Below are 18,969 nucleotides of genomic sequence, written 5' to 3'. Positions count from 1 at the left end.
GACTCCTCCATTGCTCACCATCGACCAGGCTCCAGAAGCACAGCGCGGCGAACTCATCAGGATCAACTAAAAAAGGCCGCGAAAGCGGCCTTTTCCATTGCACGGATCTCAGGCGTGGTACTGCGCCGACAGTTCGTGCACTGCCTCGAAGAAGGCACCGGCGTGGGCCGGGTCGACTTCCGGGGTGATGCCGTGGCCGAGGTTGAATACGTGGCCAGAGCCCTTGCCGTAGGCGGCGAGGATACGGCCCACCTCGGCGCGGATGGCCGCCGGATTGGCGTACAGCACGGAGGGGTCCATGTTGCCCTGCAGCGCGACCTTGTCACCAACGCGGGCGCGGGCGCTGCCGATGTCGCAGGTCCAGTCCAGGCCCAGGGCTTCGGCGCCGCTGTCAGCCATGGATTCCAGCCAGAGGCCACCGCCCTTGGTGAAGAGGATCACCGGTACGCGACGGCCGTCGTGTTCGCGGATCAGCCCGTCGACGATCTTCTTCATGTAGGCCAAGGAGAATTCCTGGTAGGCCGCCGCTGACAGGCTGCCGCCCCAGGAGTCGAAAATCTGCACCGCCTGGGCGCCGGCCTTGATCTGGCCGTTCAGGTAGACGGTCACCGACTGGGCCAGCTTGTCCAGCAGGGCGTGCATGGCTTGCGGGTTGTCGTAGAGCATCGCCTTGGACTTGCGGAAGTCACGGCTGGAACCGCCTTCGACCATGTAGGTGGCAAGCGTCCAGGGGCTGCCGGAGAAGCCAATCAGCGGTACGCGGCCATTCAGCTCGCGGCGAATGTTGCGGACGGCGTCCATCACGTAGCCCAGGTCCTGCTCCGGGTCCGGGATCGGCAGGGCGTCGATGTCGGCCAGGTTGCTCACCACTTTCTTGAAGCGCGGGCCTTCGCCGGTCTCGAAGTACAGCCCCTGGCCCATGGCATCGGGAATAGTGAGGATGTCGGAGAAGAGGATCGCCGCATCCAGCTGGGGGTAACGGTCCAGCGGCTGGACGGTGACCTCGCAGGCCAGTTCAGGGTTCTTCATCAAGCTGACGAAGTCACCGGCCTTGGCGCGGGTTGCTCGGTATTCCGGCAGGTAACGACCGGCCTGGCGCATCATCCAGACGGGAGTGACATCAACGGGCTGCTTGAGCAGGGCGCGGAGGAAACGGTCGTTCTTCAAGACGGTCATGGCAGTGTCCAACGAAAAAGTGCGGGCATTTTCGCAAAGCCCAACGCAAAAGGCACGGCGAGTGCCGTGCCTTTTGTCCATCGCGACGAAATGCCGCGAACCGCAGCTCTCTGAGCGTCACGAGCGAAGGTCAGGCTAGGCGCAACGACCAACGGAAGTAACAGCCAGAGGCTGGCCCGAAGGGCGAGCGCCAGTGAGTCAAACAGGCGAGGAAGCGGAGTTTACTAGCTGTTAATGAGCATTCCGAGCCTGTTTTCAACAACGCCTGGCCGAGCGCAGTAGCTTAGACGCCCAGGTAGTCCAGGATGCCTTCGGCGGCGGTCCTCCCCTCGAAAATCGCCGTCACCACCAGGTCCGAACCGCGGACCATGTCGCCACCGGCGAAGATCTTCGGGTTGCTGGTCTGGTGTTTGAACTGCGCCTGCGCGGGGGCGACCACGCGACCCTGGTTGTCGATGCTGATTTCGAACTGCTCGAACCAGGGCGCCGGGCTCGGACGGAAGCCGAAGGCGATCAGCACGGCTTCGGCCGGAATGATCTCCTCGGAACCCGGAATGGGCTCGGGGCTGCGACGGCCGCGGGCATCCGGCTCGCCGAGACGGGTCTCGACCACCTTCACGCCTTCCACCTTGTCTTCGCCAACAATGGCGATGGGCTGGCGGTTGAAGAGGAACTTCACGCCCTCTTCCTTGGCGTTCTTCACCTCTTTGCGCGAACCGGGCATGTTCTCTTCGTCACGGCGGTAGGCACAGGTCACGGCCTTGGCGCCCTGGCGAATGGAGGTGCGGTTGCAGTCCATCGCAGTGTCGCCACCACCCAGGACCACCACGCGCTTGCCCTTCATGTCGACGAAGTCTTCGGGAGACTTCTCGAAGCCGAGGTTGCGATTGACGTTGGCGATCAGGAAATCCAGCGCGTCGTGCACGCCCGGCAGGTCCTCGCCCGGGAAACCGCCCTTCATGTAGGTGTAGGTACCCATGCCCATGAAGACTGCATCGAACTCCTCGAGCAGTTGGTCCATGGTCACGTCCTTGCCCACCTCGGTATTCAGGCGGAACTCGATACCCATGCCGGTGAAGACTTCGCGGCGACGGCTCAGCACCTGTTTCTCAAGCTTGAACTCGGGGATACCGAAGGTCAGCAGGCCACCGATTTCCGGGTTCTTGTCGAAGACCACGGGAGCCACGCCATTGCGCACCAGTACGTCGGCGCAACCCAGGCCCGCCGGACCGGCACCGATCACCGCTACACGCTTGCCGGTGGGCTTGACCTTGGACATGTCCGGACGCCAGCCCATGGCGAACGCGGTATCGGTGATGTACTTCTCCACCGAGCCGATGGTCACGGCACCGAAACCGTCGTTCAGCGTGCAGGCGCCTTCGCAAAGGCGGTCCTGCGGGCACACGCGGCCGCAGACTTCCGGCAGTGTGTTGGTCTGGTGCGACAACTCGGCGGCAGCCAGGATGTTGCCTTCCGAAACCAGCTTCAGCCAGTTCGGAATGAAGTTGTGCACCGGGCACTTCCACTCGCAATAGGGGTTGCCGCAGCCAAGGCAGCGGTGGGCCTGGTCAGCCGCTTGCTGCGGCTTGAACAGGTCATGGATCTCGACGAATTCCTTCTTGCGCTGGCGCAACAGTTTCTTCTTCGGATCCTTGCGCCCGACCTCGATGAACTGGAAGTCGTTGTTCAGACGTTCAGTCATTAAAAAAACCTCATCAAACCACTTCAGGCGCTGTTGTTATTGCGGGTTGGCACGGGTGCTGGAGAGCAGCGAGGCAAGGCTCGCGGCCTTCGGCTTGACCAGCCAGAACTTACGCAGGTAATCGTCCAGGTTTTCCAGCAGGTGGGCACCCCAATCGCTGGAGGTTTCCTTGACGTATTCCACCAGCACGCCGTGCAGGTGGCTGCGATAAGCCTCCATGGACTCGTTGCTGATGCGCTGGATCTCCACCAGCTCGTGGTTGACCCGGTCGACGAAGCTGTTGTCCTGGTCCAGTACGTAGGCGAAACCGCCAGTCATGCCGGAACCGAAGTTATAGCCAGTCTTGCCCAGGACACAGACGAAACCGCCGGTCATGTACTCGCAGCAATGGTCGCCGGTGCCTTCCACCACAGTGTGGGCGCCGGAGTTACGCACTGCGAAGCGCTCGCCTGCAGTTCCTGCGGCGAACAGCTTGCCACCAGTGGCACCGTAGAGGCAGGTGTTGCCGACGATGGCCGACTCCTGGCTCTTGAACGGGCTGCCCTTGGGCGGAGTGATGACCACCTTGCCGCCGGTCATGCCCTTGCCCACGTAGTCGTTGGCATCGCCTTCGAGGTACAGGTTCAGGCCACCCGCGTTCCACACACCGAAGCTCTGGCCCGCGGTACCGCGGAAGCGGAAGGTCACCGGAGCATCCTTCATGCCCTGGTTGCCGTGGCGACGGGCGATCTCGCCGGAAATCCGCGCGCCGATGGAACGGTCGCAGTTGCAGATTTCCAGGTCATAGACGCCACCAGTCTTGCCTTCGACGGCTGCCTTGGCGATGTCCCACATCTTCTCGGCCAGCAGGCCCGGGTCGAAGGGCGGGTTCTTCTCAACGACGCAGAACTGCGGCTTGTCAGCCGGTATGTGGTCGCTGCCCAGCAGCGGGCTGAGATCCAGGTGGCCCTGCTTCTCGGTATCGCCCGGCAGCATTTCCAGCAGGTCGGTACGGCCGATCAGTTCACTCAGGCTGCGCACGCCCAGCTTGGCCAGCCACTCGCGGGTTTCTTCGGCGATGTAGGTGAAGAAATTCATCACCATTTCGACGGTGCCGATGAAGTGGTCCTTGCGCAGCTTGTCGTTCTGGGTGGCGACACCAGTGGCGCAGTTGTTCAGGTGGCAGATGCGCAGATATTTGCAACCCAGGGCGATCATGGGTGCTGTACCGAAGCCGAAGCTTTCGGCGCCAAGGATGGCCGCCTTGATCACATCGAGGCCGGTTTTCAGGCCGCCGTCGGTCTGCACCCGAACTTTGCCGCGCAGGTCGTTGCCGCGCAGGGTCTGGTGGGTTTCCGCCAGGCCAAGTTCCCACGGGCTGCCCGCGTACTTGATGGAAGTCAGCGGGGATGCGCCGGTGCCACCGTCATAGCCGGAGATGGTGATCAGGTCGGCATAGGCCTTGGCCACGCCAGCGGCGATGGTGCCAACGCCCGCTTCGGCCACCAGCTTCACCGAGACCAGCGCCTGCGGGTTGACCTGCTTGAGGTCATAGATCAGCTGGGCCAGGTCTTCGATGGAGTAGATGTCATGGTGCGGCGGCGGCGAAATCAGGGTGACGCCAGGCACTGCGTAACGCAGACGGGCAATCAGGCCGTTGACCTTGCCGCCGGGCAACTGGCCGCCCTCACCGGGCTTGGCGCCCTGGGCGACTTTGATCTGCAGCACTTCGGCGTTGACCAGGTATTCCGGGGTGACACCGAAGCGGCCGGTCGCCACCTGCTTGATCTTGGAGCTCTTCACCGTGCCGTAGCGCGCCGGGTCTTCACCGCCCTCACCGGAGTTGGAGCGGCCGCCCAGGCGGTTCATGGCTTCGGCCAGTGCTTCGTGCGCTTCGGGAGACAGCGCGCCCAGGGAAATACCCGCTGCGTCGAAGCGCTTGAAGATGGACTCCAGCGGTTCGATCTCGTCCAGCGGCAGCGGCTGGTCGATGGTCTTGACCTTGAGCAGGTCGCGCAGCATCGACACCGGGCGGGTGTCCACCAGCGCAGTGTATTCCTTGAACTTTTCGTAGTTGCCCTGCTGCACGGCGGCTTGCAGGGTGTTCACCACGTCCGGGTTGTACGCGTGGTACTCGCCGCCGTAGACGAACTTCAGCAAGCCGCCTTGCTGGATGGCCTTGCGGTTGTTCCAGGCTTCGAAGGCCAGCAGCTTCTGCTCCGACTCGATGTCGACGAAGCGTGCACCCTTGATGCGACTGGCGACACCACGGAAGCTGAGGTCCACCACTTCTTCGGACAGGCCGACGGCTTCGAACAGCTGCGCGCCACGGTAGGAGGCGATGGTGGAGATCCCCATCTTCGACAGGATCTTCAGCAGACCCTTGGAGATGCCCTTGCGGTAGTGCTTGAAGACTTCGTACAGATCGCCCAGCACTTCGCCGGTGCGGATCAGGTCCGCCAGCACTTCGTAGGCGAGGAACGGGTACACGGCGGAAGCACCGAAGCCGACCAGCACGGCAAAGTGGTGCGGATCGCGGGCAGTGGCGGTCTCGACCAGGATGTTGCAGTCGCAGCGCAGGCCCTTTTCCACCAGGCGATGGTGCACGGCACCGACGGCCAAGGACGCGTGGGCCGGCAGCTTGCCGGGCGCGATGTGGCGATCGGTCAGCACCAACAGGACCTTGCCGGAGCGCACGGCTTCTTCGGCCTGGTCAGCCATGTTGCGCACGGCCGCTTCGAGGCCGAGGCTCTCGTCGTAGTTCAGGTCGATGATCTGCCGCTCGAAGCCCGGACGATCCAGGCTCATCAGCGCGCTCCACTTGGCCGGGGAGATCACCGGGCTGCTGAGGATCACGCGGGTGGCGTGGTCGGGCGACTCACTGAAGATGTTGCGCTCGGCACCGAGGCAGATCTCCAGGGACATGACGATGGCTTCACGCAACGGGTCGATCGGCGGGTTGGTGACCTGCGCGAACTGCTGACGGAAATAGTCGAACGGCGAGCGCACGCGCTGGGACAGCACGGCCATGGGGGTGTCGTCGCCCATGGAACCAACCGCTTCCTGGCCCTGTTCGGCCAGCGGGCGCAGTACCTGGTCACGCTCCTCGAAGGTGACCTGGAACATTTTCATGTACTGCTTGAGCTGGTCGCTGTCGTAGCTGGCCACGCCGTGGTCGTCGTCGAGCTTGGCCTGGATGCGCACAGCACTCTGGCGCAGCCACTGCTTGTACGGATGGCGCGACTTCAGGCGGTTGTCGATGTCTTCGGTGTTGAGGACCTGGCCGGTCTCGGTATCCACCGCGAGGATCTGGCCCGGGCCGACACGGCCCTTGGCGATCACGTCCTCCGGCTTGTAATCCCACACACCGATTTCCGAGGCGAGGGTGATGTAGCCATTCTTGGTGGTGACCCAGCGAGCCGGACGCAGACCGTTACGGTCGAGCAGGCAAACGGCGTAGCGGCCATCGGTCAGCACGACGCCGGCAGGGCCGTCCCAGGGCTCCATGTGCATGGAGTTGTATTCGTAGAAAGCACGCAGGTCGGCATCCATGGTTTCCATGTTCTGCCAGGCCGGCGGGATGATCATGCGCACGCCACGGAACAGGTCGATGCCGCCGGTGACCATCAGTTCGAGCATATTGTCCATGCTGGAGGAGTCGGAACCCACGCGGTTGACCAGCGGGCCGAGCTCATCGATGTCGGGCAGTTGCTCGTTGGCAAACTTGGTGCGACGGGCTACCGCCCAGTTGCGGTTGCCGGTGATGGTGTTGATCTCGCCGTTGTGGGCGAGGAAGCGGAAGGGCTGCGCCAGCGGCCACTTCGGCAGGGTGTTGGTAGAGAAGCGCTGGTGGAAGACGCAAATGGCGGTCTGCAGGCGTTCGTCACCCAGGTCCGGGTAGAACTGCTGCAGGTCGGCCGGCATCATCAGGCCTTTGTAGATGATGGTCTTGTGCGAGAAGCTGCAGATGTAGTGGTCGGCGTCAGCGGCGTTGGCCACGGAGGAGCGACGACGGGCGCTGAACAGCTTGACCGCCATCTCCTGGTCACCCAGACCTTCTCCGCCGATGAAGACCTGCTCGATCTGCGGCAGGCGCTCGAGGGCCAGGCGACCAAGGACGCTGGTGTCCACCGGAACCTTGCGCCAGCCGATCAGTTGCAGGCCCGCAGCGAGGATTTCGCGATTCATGTTCTCGCGAGCGGCTTCGGCACGAGCCGGGTCCTGGTTGAAGAAGACCATGCCAACAGCGTACTGGGCAGGCAGATCGACCGCGAAAGTCTCCTTGGCAATAGCACGCAGGAAAAGATCGGGCTTCTGGATCAACAGACCACAACCGTCGCCGGTCTTGCCGTCGGCGTTGATGCCGCCGCGGTGGGTCATGCAGGTCAGGGCTTCAATGGCGGTTTTCAGAAGATGGTGGCTCGCCTCGCCCTGCATATGGGCGATCAAGCCGAAACCGCAGTTATCCTTGAATTCATCAGGATGGTACAGACCTGCTTTCATAGGGGAACTCTCACCAGGGCTGCCTTAAGAAAAAGGCAGAATTGCTTTGTAATTCAACTCCTTACCATACGCGCCGGACTTGTTGCCAGCTTTTGCGTAGGCAAAGGGAGGTCATTGTACATAGCCCCTTGGTCGACCACAAATCTTAGTGGCCAACTAGTGAAAGTCGATGTCGCAAAAATGAATGAATGAACCAGGAGGTCGTGCTAGCGACCGCCTGGTCAGAAGGCGAGGGATCAGGCTCGCGCGAAACTAGCGAGCCATCTCCTGCTGGATGCTGGCGAAGGTCTTGGGCCAGGGCTTACCAGCCTGAACCTTGGCCGGCAGGGACTTGATCGCAGCCTGGGCAGCAGTGCGACTAGGGAAGCTGCCATAGGTCACGACATAGAGCGCCTTGCCCTGATATTGCTTCTTGAAGTAGTGGTACTGGCCGCCATTCTGCTGAACGAAGGCCTTGGCACTGTTCTCCGAACTGGTGCCAAGCACCTGCAGGGCAAAATGATTGCCGGTCTGGCTGCGGTACCAACCACTCCCCGCACTCCCACCCGCAGTAGCGGCCGCAGGCGCCGTTGCAGGTTTCTCAGCCGGCTTGGCCGCGGCCTGGCTCGGCGCGGGAGCCGGCTTGGGTGCCGGGGACGAAGCGGCCGCCGGAGCCGGAGCGGCAGGTTTGGCGGGTGCGACCGGGGCAACAGGCACAGCTGCGACAGGCTGAGTCGGCATGGGCAACGGTTGCGACGACGCAATGGGTTCTACCGGTGCAGGCGCTGGACTGGCTGTCGCCCCCTGGGGCGGTGCAACGGTGGTGACGGTGGGCGGCACATTGGCGGTCGCATCGGGTGCCGGAGCATCTTCCGGCTCGCCCTGACCAGCCGCCTGCGCCAGCGGTTCGCGAATCACCGGCTGAGCTTCTCCCACCAACGGCAACGGCAGCGGTTGCGAGGAACCTGCAAACTCGACAGCCGGCGCGCCAGAATCATCCTGACTGCCAGCCTGGCCAGCTGGCGCCTGCCCCAACGGCACCTGGGCGGCTGCGGGTGCAGTGTCAGCATTGCCGTCGTTGCGCCCCTGCATCATCCAAGCAGCAATCACGCCAACCCCGACGACTGCAAGGGCCAGCAGGTGTTTCTTCGGCAGGCTGAAGCCGGTAGCGGACTTCCGCGACGCGCCACGCTCGGCAAGCATCGCTTCGACCATGAGATCACGTGCGACCTGGTTGATCGAACCGGGCCAACCACCGGATTGCAGGTGGATCTCTTCCACCTGCTCATCGCTCAGCAACTCGATGCCACGACCAGCACCTTCGAGGCGCTGAGCGAGGTACTCACGGGTTTCTTCCTGACTGTAGGGCTGTAGCTCAATGACATGGAAGCGCTCCTCCCCTTCAGCCAGAGCATCGAGGCGTGCCAGCAAGGAGTCTTCACCAAACAGGAATACGTGGGTGCGCGCCTCGACATTGCCCTCGGCCAAGGCCAGCAGGTTGTCGAGAGACGCGTCATCCAGTTCTTCGGCGTCATCCACCAGGAGATACACCTCCTGGCCGGTCAGGGCGAGCTGGGCAACCTGGGCCAGAATGGAACGCACATCGGCCTGGGCAACACTCAGCCCTTGGGCGATCTGCCTTAGCAGACCTCCGGCTTCGACCGAATTGCGAGCCGATACCACGAGACTCTGCACGGCCTGTTTGTTGGTGCTGGCGACCAGGGCCTGACGCAGCAGGGTCTTGCCACTGCCATGCGGGCCGCTCACCACGAGCATCAGTTGGCTATAGCGCGCCAGATGGTGCAGCTGACCAAGCACCGGCTTGCGCTGGGCAGGGAAGAACTTGAAGCCAGGCACCCGCGCCGCGAACGGGTCATGGGTGAACTGGTAATGACCGAGGTAGGCCTCGTCGGCGTGCAGGCTGCTCATGGGAATCCTTTACTCTCCAAGCTTGTCGGCCAGGGCGCGATAGTCGGCGGCCAGAGTGGCCTCCAGCGCATCGCGCGAATATTCGGCAGTCACGACGGCTTCGCCTATACGGCGCAGCAGCACCAGGCGTAGCTGGCCATCGAGCACCTTCTTGTCTACGGCCATATGCTGGCGAAATTGTTCCGGCGTCATGTCCGTCGGCGGTACGACCGGCAAGCCGGCACTGCGCAGGAGGCGAATAGCCGCATCGCGCTCGTCGGTTGAAATCCAGCCCAGACGGCTGGACATCTCCAGGGCCATGACGGTACCTGCCGATACTGCCTCACCGTGCAACCAGGCACCGTAACCCTGCTGAGTTTCGATGGCGTGGCCGAAGGTGTGGCCCAGGTTGAGAATGGCGCGTAGACCAGACTCACGCTCATCCACCCCGACCACCCTGGCCTTGGCGGCACAGGAGCGCTCGATGGCCTCGGTCAGGGCGCCGGCGTCGAGGCCGCGCAGGGCAGGCATCTTCTCATCGAGCCAGGGCAGGAACGACTCGTCGCAGATCAGGCCGTACTTGATTACCTCGGCCAGGCCGGCAGACAGTTCGCGTTCCGGCAAGGTGCGCAGGCTGTCCGTGTCGATGATCACCGCCTTGGGCTGATAGAAGGCGCCGACCATGTTCTTGCCCAGCGGATGGTTGATCCCGGTCTTGCCACCGACCGAGGAGTCCACCTGGGACAGCAGAGTGGTAGGTACCTGGATGAAGTCCACGCCACGCTGGTAGCAGGCTGCAGCAAAGCCGGCCATGTCACCGATCACACCGCCCCCAAGGGCAATAACGGTAGTGCGCCGATCATGGCGCGCACCCAGCAGGGCGTCGAAGATCAGCTGCAGGGTTTCCCAGTTCTTATGGGCCTCGCCATCAGGGAGCACAACCGGCAAGACCGAATAGCCCTGCAAGGCCTGGGTCAGTTTCTCAAGATAGAGGGGCGCCACAGTCTCATTGGTGACGATAGCCACCTGCCGACCCGCGATATGCGGCGTGAAGAGCTCCGGCTGCGACAGCAGGCCGGAACCTATATGAATGGGATAGCTACGCTCGCCAAGATCGACCTGAAGTGTCCGCATGGGGCCCCCGACATAAAAAGGGCTAAAGGATAGCGCAGTTCCGCCCGCGCATTAACTTAACGGGGCGGCAGTGCCTGCAGGCGCGCCAGTATTTCTTGCACCACAAGGCGCGGCGGCCGCTCGTCGGTTTCGATGATGATATCGGCGATCTCGCGGTAGAGCGGATCGCGAATCGCCATCAGGTCGCGCAGGACCTTTCCTGGATCAGCCGAGCGCAGCAGCGGGCGATTGCGGTCCCGAGCGGTCCGTTCGATCTGCTGCTCAACGGAGGTATGCAGATAGACAACTCGCCCGCCACAGCGCAAGGCCTGGCGATTGGCCGGTCGTAGCACTGCGCCGCCGCCAGTCGCCAGGACGACACCGTCCTGCTCGCAAAGCTCTTCGATCATCGACTGTTCACGATCACGAAAGCCTTGCTCACCCTCGACGTCGAATATCCAAGGGATATTCGCTCCGGTGCGCTGTTCGATTTCCTTATCGGAGTCCTTGAAGGGAAGTCGCAGTTCTTTTGCAAGCAAACGCCCGATGGTGCTTTTTCCTGCCCCCATCGGGCCGATCAGAATCAAATTTCGCACCGATATCAGCGACTCACCGCAATTGCCTGGTTGTTCATGATACGGGGAGTGAGGAATACCAGTAGCTCGGATTTCTTGTCCTGAACCACGTCGCGACGGAACATGCGGCCGAGGAAGGGCAGGTCGCCGAGGAAGGGCACCTTGTCCACCGCCTTGGTTTGGGTGTTGGAGAATACCCCACCTATGACAATGGTTTCACCATCGTTGACCAGTACCTTGGCGTTGACTTCGTTTTTGTTGATCGGCGGTACGCCGTTCAGGGCGTTGGCGAAGTCCGGAGCATCCTTGGTGACCTTGACCTCCATGATGATGCGGTTGTCCGGAGTGATCTGCGGAGTCACCTCGAGGGACAGGGCCGCCTCCTTGAAGGAAGTGCTGGTGGCACCGCTGGAACTGGCCTCCTGATAGGGAATCTCGGAACCTTTCAGGATCTTGGCAGTTTCCTTGTCAGAGGTGACCACCTTGGGTTGCGACACGATCTCGCCGTTGCCGGTCTTCTCCATGGCCGACAGCTCGAGGTCGAGAATGGTGTTATCGGTGATGAAACCGATACCAAGGCTCGAGGTAGCACCACTGGCGCCGAGATCGACGAATGGAGCATTCGCCAGGTTCACGTTGCCTGCCTGCGAAGCAGCCGGACGACCGGCGCCACCGCCACCGACAACGAAGTTGTTATCACCGATGCTCACGCCACGCCATTCCACACCCAAAGCCTTGTCGTAGTCGACGTTGGCTTCGACGATGCGCGCCTCGATCATCACCTGACGAACCGGGATATCCAGTTGGGCGACGATGCGGCGCAATTCGCCCAGCTTGTCCTCGGTCTGGTAGGCGATGATGCTATTGGTGCGGTCGTCCACGGTAATGGAGCCGCGCTCTTCGGTACCGTCGGCACTCGGGTCGCCACTGGTGACGGATTGGAACAGCTTGGCGATGTCGGCAGCCTTCGCGTAGTTCACCTGGATCAGCTCACGACGCAAGGGAGCGAGTTCGGCTATCTGCTTCTGCGATTCCAGCTCCTGGCGCTCGCGAGCGGCAATTTCGTCAGCCGGCGCGACCAGCAGCACGTTGCCGACCTTGCGCTTGTCCAGGCCCTTGGTCTTCAGCACCAGGTCCAGAGCCTGATCCCACGGCACATTCTGCAGGCGCAGGGTGATGTTGCCCTGCACGGTGTCCGAAGCCACCAGGTTCAAGTCGGTGAAGTCGGCAATCAGCTGCAATACCGAGCGCACGTCGATGTCCTGGAAATTCAGCGACAGCTTCTCGCCAGAGTAGGCAAACCGTTCGGCCCTGCGCTTCTCCACGTCATCCTGGGTCAGCGGCTTGATACTGACGGTGAGCTTGTTGTCGGTCTGGTAGGCCAGATAGTCATAGAAGCCGGTAGGTTCGATGCTGATGCTGGCGTTGCTGCCGGAACCCGAGGCGCTGACAAACTGCACCGGAGTGGCGAAGTCCTTCACATCCAGGCGTACACGCAGAGGCTCTGGCAACTGGGTCTTGGAGAAGTCCAGGCGAATCTTGCCGCCCTGCTCCTGAATGTCCGGGCTGACGCTGGGGTCGGACAGGGTAATGACCACATTGCCCTCACCCTGCTCGCCACGCTGGAAGTCGATGTTTTCGATGGCGCGATCGGCACGGCCGTAGCTCTTGACCGGCTGCGAAGCCGTCAGGGGGGCAGCGGCCGGAGCTGGCGCGGACGCCACAGTGCGCGGAGCGGCGGACGCGGAATCTCCCACCAGGACATAAAGGTTTCGACCCTCCACACGGGTGCTATAGGGCACCAGGGTGGTCAGGTTGATGATCAGACGGGTGCGATCCTTGGCCTCGACCACCGTCACGCTGCGAGCGTTGCCTACGCCCAACTCGCGATTCTTGGAGCCCAGCTTGTTCGACACGCCTGGAAGGTCCAGGGCGATGCGCGCAGGCTGCTCAATGGTATAGCCACGGGGAGCGACCACTGGCTCGTCGAAAGCCAGTTTGAGTTCAACCCTGTCGCCCGGAAGGGCCGCAACATCCAGCGCCTGCAGGTTCGCAGCCAGCAGCGCTGGCGACAGCAGTGCAGCCAATAGCGTGATACCAAGGCGCGATAGCGAGCTTTTCATCATCTGGTTCCGTTGTGCAGACCGGTAGTTATTCTTCATCGGTGATTCACCTCGCCCTCAAGAGCGCTCTCTGAGCGCGAGACTGCGCGGACGTTCCAGCCATCCGCCTTCTCCATCCGGGACAATCTCGACCACGTCGACCTTGGCTTCATCGATGCCAACGATGCGGCCGTGGTTACGACCCAGGTAGTCACCCACCTTGACCCGATGCACCCCTCCTGCACCATTGATCAAGGCAAAGGTTCCCGAGCCATTGGACAGGGTACCGACCATTTCGAAGGACTCGATGTTGAAGCCCTCGAGGAATTGCTTGACGCGGGTCTCGTCCGGGTGAACGTCCTTCGACCCCTTTTGCTGCTTGGCCAGATCGATCTTGATCGGCGGCTGGAAGGGGCTGCGCAATGCGGCAGCACTGTACGTGAAGGCCTCATAAGGCTGGAATTTCGGCAAGGGTTCGATGGAACCCTTCGGACGGGCGCGCACCTCATCCATATAGGCCTGGAGGTCACCAAAGTCGCTGCCAGCACCGCAACCGGAAAGGCTGGCGAGCATCAGGGCACAAAGTGCCAGGCGGGCGCGAGGACTACTCATTTCTGCAGCCCCTTGTCGTTGTAGCGGTAGGTCTTGGCCAGGATTGACATACGCAACTTGGAGCCGCTGTCCTGGCCAACAGGCTTGATGTCGAAATCATGCAGGGTGACGATCCGCGGCAGGCTGGCGACGCCGCTGACGAAGGTCGCCAGATCGTGGTAACCGCCAACCACCGAAATCTGAATCGGCAGCTCGATATAGAACTGCTGGGCAGCCTCCGGCAGCAACTTGATCTCTTCGAACTCGAGACCGCTGCCCAGACCGGTACGGGTGATGTCTTCCAGCAAGCCCGGCACTTCGGTGTCGCTGGGCAACTGGCGCAACAGAGCACCGAAGGAGGTCTCCATCTCCTTCATCTGCTCCTTGTAGGCTTCCAGGTTCGCGGCCTGGAAAGCCTTGGCAGCGAACTGCTCCTTTAGAGTCGCCTCTTCGGCACGCTTCGAGTCCAACTGGAGCTCAAGGTCCTTGAGATGGAAGTTGTAACCCAGCACCAGCACCAGTATCAGCAGCAGTACGCAAGTGATGACCTTGACCGCAATGGGCCAGGACCCCAGGTTGTTGACGTCCAGATCAGCCAAATCGATCTTGCGCAGGCTTTCGAGGGAGTCGGAGAAACTCATTTCGCGGCTCCTTTGGTGGCGGCGTTCTTGCCGTTTTCCTCTTCGGAGCCCGGCTGGGTCTGCTGCACGGTCAACTGGAACACGTTGGCCTGGTCCACTGCCCCGGCAGTAATCGCCTTGACCTCGGTGAGATTGGGCGAAACCAGCCACTCCGAGGCATCCAGATTACGCATCAGGTTGGAAACCCGGTTGTTCGACTCGGCGGCGCCAACAATAGCGATGCTTTTCCCGGTCATTTTCAGACCGGTGAAGAAGACACCATCGGGCAGAGTACGCACCAACTGATCGAATACACGACCAATGATCGGTCGGTTGCCCTGCAGGTCCTGAATGATCTTCATCCGCTCAAGGAGCTGCTGACGACGAGTCTTCAGCTCGCTGATTTCCTTGATCCTGGCATCCAGGACAGCAATTTCCTTGCGAACGAAGTCATTGCGCGCCTGCTGGTTCTCGATGGCGCTGTTCAGGTACTGGTCACCCAGGAACACTGCACCGGCGCCCAGCGCCAGAATGGCCCCCATTGCCACCAGAAAGCGCTGCTTGCGCTCCTCGCGCAGTTGCTCCCGCCAGGGGAGTAGGTTGATGCGCGCCATCAGTCGAAACTCCTCATCGCCAAGCCGCAAGCAATCATCAGCGCCGGCGCATCACTGGCCAGCGCGCCCGCATTGACCTTGCTACTCAGTGCCATGTCGGCGAACGGGTTGGCAACCAGGGTCGGCGTACCGATCTTCTGCTGGATCAGTCGATCCAGATCGGGAATCGAAGCCGTACCACCCGCCAGGAGGATGTAATCCACATCGTTGAACTGGCCCGCGGCGAAGAAGAATTGCAGCGAACGGGAAACCTGCTGGACGACTGCATCCTTGAACGGTTGCAGAACCTCGCTGTCGTAGTCATCCGGAAGACCACCCTGCTTCTTGGCAAGGCCAGCCTCTTCGACCGAGAGACCATAACGACGCTGGATCTCTTCGGTCAGTTGGCGACCACCAAAGAGCTGCTCGCGGGTATAGATGGTGCGCCCGTTGTGCAGGACGCTGAGGGTGGTCATGGTGGCGCCGATGTCGACGACCGCTACTGTCAGCTCGTCATGCGAATCGCCGAGCTGGGCCGAAAGCAGCGAATAGGCGCGCTCCAGCGCATAGGCTTCAACGTCGACCACCTTGGCAGTGAGCCCGGCCAGCGCAAGCGCGGCCTCGCGCACTTCGACGTTCTCCTTCCGGCAAGCTGCCAGCAGTACGTCGACCCGCTCCGGGTTACGCGCGGATGGCCCCTGCACCTCGAAGTCGATGGAAACTTCTTCCAGCGGATAGGGAATGTACTGGTCGGCCTCGATCTTCAACTGGTTCTCCAGATCATCATCGGAGAGCCCGGCTTCCATTTCGATGGTCTTGGTGATCACAGCCGAACCGGCCACGGCTACCGCGACAGCCTTGACACCGGTACGCGCTTTCGTGACCACACGGGAAAGCGCCTGCCCAACGCCCTCCAGCTCGGCGATGTTCTTTTCGACAACCGCGTTTGGTGGGAGTGGCTCGACGGCATAGGACTCCACTTTGAAGCGGCTTCCCGAGCGACTCAATTCAAGGAGCTTGACTGAGGTCGAGCTGATGTCGATCCCCAACAGCGAATTCGCTTTCTTATTGAAGAGCCCTAGCACGACCGATTTCCTATCTGCGTCCGAGACTTACGGACGATTTATGTTTTTCCACATTAAATAGCAGTCTTGACAGAAGCGCAAATGGCTCCCCCGGAAAAAAAACGCTTATAATGTGATCGGCTTTTGCCTTTTATCATCGCCTACTACTTAACTCATTCTTTTGCCTGGAAATCCACAAGCCTTGATTCGCCTGCTGAAGTTTTTCTGGTGGTCCTTCGTCGCCGTTTTCTGTGGCCTGCTGCTCAGTTTCAGCGGCGCCTACCTCTATCTTAGCCCCAGCCTTCCGTCCGTCGACTCGCTACGCAGGATCCAGCTCCAGATCCCGCTACGCGTCTACAGCAGCGATGGCAAGCTGATCGCGGAGTTCGGCGAGATGCGCCGGTCTCCGGTGCGTTTCGCCGACATCCCGCCGGATTTCATCAAGGCCCTCCTGGCTGCCGAGGACGACAATTTCGCGAACCATTATGGCGTCGACCTCACCAGCCTGATGCGCGCTGCCACGCAATTATTGAAGACTGGCCACATCCAGACAGGCGGCAGCACCATCACCATGCAGGTGGCGAAGAACTACTTCCTCACCAGCGAAAGAAGTTTCTCCCGCAAGATCAATGAAATATTGCTAGCCCTGCAAATTGAACGGGAACTCAGCAAAGATGAAATTCTTGAACTTTATGTGAACAAGATCTACCTCGGTAACCGCGCCTACGGTATCGAAGCCGCAGCACAGGTCTATTACGGCAAGTCCATTCGTGAACTCAGCCTCGCACAGATGGCGATGATCGCCGGCCTGCCCAAGGCCCCCTCGCGTTTCAATCCGCTGGTGAATCCGACCCGCAGCAAGGAACGACGTGACTGGATCCTCGGACGCATGTACAAGCTCGGCCGAATCGATGATGCCCGCTACCAGCAAGCGCTCAATGAGCCGATCAATGCCAGCTACCACGTTCCCACGCCTGAACTGGCCGCGCCCTACATTGCCGAGATGGCCCGCGCCGAGATGGTCGGTCGCTACGGCAGCGATGCTTACACTGAAGGCTTCCGCGTCACCACCACCGTCCCCAGCGACCTCCAGCAAGCCGCCAACACCGCCCTGCGCGAAGGTCTGATCGAGTACGACCAACGCCACGGCTACCGCGGCCCGGAAACCCGCCTACCGGGCATGACCAAGGAAACCTGGCTGCAGGAACTGAGCAAGCAGAAGTCGCTTGGCGGCCTGGAGCCGGCCATCGTCACCCAGGTAGAGAAAAGCGGCATCCTGGTCCTGACCCGGAGTGGCCAGGAAGAAGCGGTGAGCTGGGACAGCATGAAGTGGGCCCGTCCCTTCCTTAACACCAACAGCCTCGGCCCACGCCCGCAACAGCCCGCTGACGTCACCCAGGTCGGTGATCTGATTCGCGTACAGCGCCAGGCCGATGGAAGCCTGCGCTTCGTTCAGCTTCCCGCTGCGCAGAGCGCACTCGTTTCACTGGATCCGAATGACGGCGCCATTCGCTCCCTGGTCGGCGGCTTCTCCTTCGAGCAAAGCAACTACAATCGCGCCGCGCAGGCCAAGCGCCAACCAGGCTCGAGCTTCAAGCCGTTCCTTTATGCCGCAGCCCTGGACAACGGTTTCACCGCCGCCAGCCTGGTGAACGATGCCCCCATCGTCTTCCAGGAAGCAGGTATGGAAGAAGCCTGGCGCCCGAAGAACGACAACAACACCTTCCTCGGCCCGATCCGCCTGCGCGAAGCCCTGTACAAGTCGCGCAACCTGGTGTCGATCCGCGTGCTGCAGGCCGTCGGCATCGACTATGCGCTGAACTACATCAGCCGCTTCGGCTTCAACAAGGATGACCTGCCGCGCAACCTATCCATGGCGCTTGGCACGGCCAACCTCACTCCACTGGAGATCGCCGGCGGCTGGAGCGCCTTCGCCAACGGCGGCTACAAGGTGCAGCCTTACCTGATCGATCGGATCGAAAGCCGCGACGGCAAGGTCCTGTTCGTCGCCAATCCGCCGCGAGTTCCAGAAAACGAGGCGCAATCCAGCGAAGTCGCACAGGCGAATGCCGCGCCGGACACCCTGCTTGCCTCCACCGACGCCTCAGCACCCCAAAGCCAGACACCGGCCACTGCAGAGCGCATCGTCGACCCGCGCACTACCTACATCCTCAATAGCATGCTGCAGGATGTGATCAAACGCGGGACCGGTCGCCGCGCCCTGTCCATGGGTCGCAACGACATCGCTGGCAAGACCGGCACCACCAACGAGTCCAAGGACAGCTGGTTCTCCGGCTACAACGCCGACTACGTCACCACAGTCTGGGTTGGCTTCGACCAGCCGGAAAGCCTGGGCCGCCATGAGTACGGCGGCACCGTCGCGCTGCCGATCTGGATGAACTACATGGGCACCGCTCTGAAGGATAAGCCGGCCCACGTCCAGCCCGAGCCCGCCGGCCTGCTGACCCTGCGTATCGATCCCCTCAGCGGTCGCGCTGCCAGCCCCGGCACGCCGGATGCGTTCTTCGAGCTGTTCAAGAGCGAAGACACACCGCCGCCAATGAGCGAGCTGGATCCGGGCCTGGCCATCCCCGGCAGCCCGCTGCCCGCCGACGAAGCTGCCCCCATCGACCTGTTCTGAGGAACAGGCGCCCAATAAAAAGCCCCGCGACTCAGGCTGTGTGAAAACTCCCTGAGTGCAGGCCAAGCCAACGCCCCGACTGGTTCGGGGCGTTGGTGTTTCTGGGTAATCGAAAGCGAGGAGCGGGATTTATCCCATCAGCTCGATCAACCGACGGGCGCCCAGCACGTTGAGGGCCCGCTTCAGGTTGTAGGCGTTTACCGCCAGGGCCATTTCCGTGCGTGCGCCCTGCAACTGGCGGAGCAGGAAGCGGCCGTTGCCCAGGATCCACTGCTTCAGGTTGCCGAAGGGGTGTTCGACGATGGATCGGCGCCTGACCATCATCTCCGGATGCGCCTGCATCCGCTGCTGCATCCGCGCAAACGCCGCTTCATGGGCATGCCGGGTCACGTGTCGGCGCCGGGCATTGGTGCACTGCGGCTT

13 protein-coding genes are annotated in these 18,969 nt (G+C 61.7%); 1 reads left to right on the top strand and 12 read right to left on the bottom strand.

The genetic code is table 11. From position 1 onward, the window contains the following. Window positions 1–108: 108 nt before the first annotated feature. From hemE to G559_RS0123480, 11 genes are all read right to left on the bottom strand, one after another. On the bottom strand, window positions 109–1,176 hold the full coding sequence (hemE, locus tag G559_RS0123530; RefSeq protein ID WP_028630576.1) for a uroporphyrinogen decarboxylase: 1,068 nt from the start codon (window positions 1,174–1,176) through the stop codon (window positions 109–111). 283 nt (window positions 1,177–1,459) lie between these two features. Then, window positions 1,460–2,878 (bottom strand): FAD-dependent oxidoreductase, encoded by a 1,419-nt coding sequence (locus G559_RS0123525; protein ID WP_028630575.1) that lies wholly within the window; start codon window positions 2,876–2,878, stop codon window positions 1,460–1,462. Between the two features lie 36 nt (window positions 2,879–2,914). Continuing rightward, on the bottom strand, window positions 2,915–7,360 hold the full coding sequence (gene gltB / locus G559_RS0123520) for a glutamate synthase large subunit (protein ID WP_028630574.1): 4,446 nt from the start codon (window positions 7,358–7,360) through the stop codon (window positions 2,915–2,917). A gap of 252 nt (window positions 7,361–7,612) precedes the next feature. Further along, window positions 7,613–9,268, bottom strand: a complete 1,656-nt coding sequence (locus G559_RS0123515; RefSeq protein ID WP_028630573.1) for an AAA family ATPase — start codon at window positions 9,266–9,268, stop codon at window positions 7,613–7,615. Window positions 9,269–9,277: 9 nt separating this feature from the next. Beyond that, window positions 9,278–10,381, bottom strand: coding sequence for a 3-dehydroquinate synthase (gene aroB, locus G559_RS0123510; RefSeq protein WP_028630572.1), 1,104 nt, complete (start codon window positions 10,379–10,381; stop codon window positions 9,278–9,280). 56 nt (window positions 10,382–10,437) lie between these two features. After that, window positions 10,438–10,956: a shikimate kinase AroK gene (gene aroK, locus G559_RS0123505; protein ID WP_081668151.1), complete on the bottom strand. Its 519-nt coding sequence runs from the start codon at window positions 10,954–10,956 to the stop codon at window positions 10,438–10,440. Window positions 10,957–10,961: 5 nt separating this feature from the next. Further along, window positions 10,962–13,058 (bottom strand): type IV pilus secretin PilQ, encoded by a 2,097-nt coding sequence (gene pilQ, locus G559_RS0123500; RefSeq protein WP_028630570.1) that lies wholly within the window; start codon window positions 13,056–13,058, stop codon window positions 10,962–10,964. 57 nt (window positions 13,059–13,115) lie between these two features. After that, a complete protein-coding gene (gene pilP, locus G559_RS0123495) occupies window positions 13,116–13,649 on the bottom strand; it encodes a type 4a pilus biogenesis lipoprotein PilP (RefSeq protein ID WP_028630569.1) in 534 nt (177 codons plus the stop codon). Then, on the bottom strand, window positions 13,646–14,269 hold the full coding sequence (pilO, locus tag G559_RS0123490; RefSeq protein ID WP_028630568.1) for a type 4a pilus biogenesis protein PilO: 624 nt from the start codon (window positions 14,267–14,269) through the stop codon (window positions 13,646–13,648). Before pilO ends, pilP begins: the two co-directional genes overlap by 4 nt. Further along, entirely contained in the window at window positions 14,266–14,862 is a 597-nt protein-coding gene (locus tag G559_RS0123485) for a PilN domain-containing protein (protein ID WP_028630567.1), read from the bottom strand. The genes pilO and G559_RS0123485 overlap by 4 nt, the downstream gene beginning before the upstream one ends. Continuing rightward, on the bottom strand, window positions 14,862–15,926 hold the full coding sequence (locus G559_RS0123480; RefSeq protein ID WP_028630566.1) for a pilus assembly protein PilM: 1,065 nt from the start codon (window positions 15,924–15,926) through the stop codon (window positions 14,862–14,864). Before G559_RS0123480 ends, G559_RS0123485 begins: the two co-directional genes overlap by 1 nt. A 181-nt stretch (window positions 15,927–16,107) precedes the next feature. Here G559_RS0123480 and G559_RS0123475 point away from each other — a divergent pair, with 181 nt between their 5' ends. Next, complete coding sequence (locus G559_RS0123475; RefSeq protein WP_028630565.1) at window positions 16,108–18,546, top strand: penicillin-binding protein 1A; 2,439 nt, start codon at window positions 16,108–16,110, stop codon at window positions 18,544–18,546. A gap of 129 nt (window positions 18,547–18,675) precedes the next feature. Here the strand turns inward: G559_RS0123475 and G559_RS0123470 are convergent. After that, a partial coding sequence (locus tag G559_RS0123470; protein ID WP_155945753.1) for a transposase occupies window positions 18,676–18,969 on the bottom strand: 294 nt, incomplete at its 5' end.

Origin of the sequence: Metapseudomonas resinovorans DSM 21078 (assembly GCF_000423545.1) — a bacterium.
In the GTDB taxonomy this organism is placed as follows: Bacteria; Pseudomonadota; Gammaproteobacteria; order Pseudomonadales; family Pseudomonadaceae; genus Metapseudomonas; species Metapseudomonas resinovorans.
The sequence above is the reverse complement of the archived record's forward strand: the minus strand, read 5'-3'. Positions and strand labels throughout refer to the sequence as shown.

Coding starts and splice junctions, on each gene's coding strand:
- hemE (WP_028630576.1), bottom strand. CDS start 1,176: ATGACCGTCTTGAAGAACGACCGTTTCCTCCGCGCCCTGCTCAAGCAG.
- G559_RS0123525 (WP_028630575.1), bottom strand. CDS start 2,878: ATGACTGAACGTCTGAACAACGACTTCCAGTTCATCGAGGTCGGGCGC.
- gltB (WP_028630574.1), bottom strand. CDS start 7,360: ATGAAAGCAGGTCTGTACCATCCTGATGAATTCAAGGATAACTGCGGT.
- G559_RS0123515 (WP_028630573.1), bottom strand. CDS start 9,268: ATGAGCAGCCTGCACGCCGACGAGGCCTACCTCGGTCATTACCAGTTC.
- aroB (WP_028630572.1), bottom strand. CDS start 10,381: ATGCGGACACTTCAGGTCGATCTTGGCGAGCGTAGCTATCCCATTCAT.
- pilQ (WP_028630570.1), bottom strand. CDS start 13,058: ATGAAAAGCTCGCTATCGCGCCTTGGTATCACGCTATTGGCTGCACTG.
- pilP (WP_028630569.1), bottom strand. CDS start 13,649: ATGAGTAGTCCTCGCGCCCGCCTGGCACTTTGTGCCCTGATGCTCGCC.
- pilO (WP_028630568.1), bottom strand. CDS start 14,269: ATGAGTTTCTCCGACTCCCTCGAAAGCCTGCGCAAGATCGATTTGGCT.
- G559_RS0123485 (WP_028630567.1), bottom strand. CDS start 14,862: ATGGCGCGCATCAACCTACTCCCCTGGCGGGAGCAACTGCGCGAGGAG.